The organism is Variovorax sp. P5_A3 (assembly GCF_056400665.1).
Genome location: NZ_JBFUKW010000066.1, coordinates 1 through 1389, shown reverse-complemented (window position 1 = coordinate 1389; position 1389 = coordinate 1). Strand labels below are relative to the sequence as shown.

The following is a 1389-nucleotide window of genomic DNA, read 5'->3' as shown; positions in this document are numbered from 1 at the left end:
TTGTCCGCGTTCTGCTTGACGGTGCTGGTGAGTTCCTCCATCGAGGCCGCCGTCTGTTCCAGCGAACTCGCCTGCTCTTCGGTGCGCGACGACAGGTCCTGGTTGCCCGTGGCAATCTGGCTCGACGCGGTCGCGATCGTGTCCGTGCCCGTACGCACCTCACCCACGATCTTCACCAGGCTGTCGTTCATCTCCTTGAGCGCATGCATCAACTGCCCGGTCTCGTCCTTCGAGCGAACCTCGATACGCGATGAAATGTCACCCGCGGCCACGGTCTCGGCGACCTTCACCGCTTCTGCGATCGGACGGGTGATGGAGCGGGTGGTGAGCCACGCGATGGCCGCGCCCATGACGAGTGCGAAGGCGCCGAGCCCGATCATGAGGGCGCGCGCACGGGTGTATTCGACGGTCGCCTGCTCGTTGGCCTTTTCGGACAGCCGTGTCTCGTAACGCACCATGTCGTCCAGCGCTGCCAGGCAGGCCCGCACGGCAGGGGTGAACTTCTTCATCAGGAGCTCGGTCGCTTCCTCGTTCTTGTTCGCCAGCCCGAGTTCGAGCAACTGGGCGTTGAGGGGCGCTGCCACGGCCAGCGTGTCCTCGACCTTCGCGAGGAGCGACTTGCCCTCGGGCATCACGACCAGCTTGCCCAGCACGGTCTTGGCCTCGGTGTATCTCTCGCGCGCTGCCGCGATTTTCTTCATCTCCTCGCGCATCGCTTTCTCGTCGCTCAGCAGCACCACGTTGGTCGCGAGGTTGGCCATGTCCCGGATGGAGTCCAGCATCTTGTTGACCGTGGCGACCTTGACGTTGTTGTTCGTCACGATGCCATTGAGGTGCGCCTCGATGTTGGACATGGAACTCAGTCCCAGGCCCATCACGATGGCCAGGAACAGAAGCACTGCGGCGAAGCCCAGTCCCAGCCGGGTGCCGATCTTGAAGTTGGAGAGGGAAGTCATGGTGTTTGCGGCGATATCTTCATAATTGCGATTCGGAACTCGGAACTCAAAACTCGGTCCAGTCGCCGCTTCCGGCGCTGGCCGCTGCCAGCTTGGGGGCGACCGTTTCCTTCGGTCGGGGCGACACGGCAGGCGTCTTCGCGCCTGCCTTCGGTGCGGGGATGGCGACGAGGGCGGACCGTGCGACAACACGCACAGGTTCGGCTTCGACGTCATCGTCATCGAGCTTGAAAGTGCTGACGATCTGCGACAGGCCACCGGCCTGCTCCTGCAGCGATGCGGCAGCAGCAGCGGCCTCTTCCACCAGGGCCGCGTTCTGCTGCGTCACCTGGTCCATCTGCGTGATCGCCTGATTGATCTGCTCGATGCCCGAGGTCTGCTCCTGGCTCGCCGCCGTGATCTCGCCCATGATGTCGGTCACCCGCTTCACGCT

At 63.6% G+C, this 1389-nt stretch carries 1 protein-coding gene and 1 pseudogene; both read right to left on the bottom strand.

The window, feature by feature from the left end:
* Positions 1-956: methyl-accepting chemotaxis protein (locus AC1D3B_RS36150; protein ID WP_478195466.1), on the bottom strand; the 956-nt coding region annotated here is incomplete at its 3' end.
* Positions 957-1002: 46 nt separating this feature from the next.
* Positions 1003-1389: pseudogene (locus AC1D3B_RS36145) on the bottom strand (methyl-accepting chemotaxis protein); the annotation flags it as partial.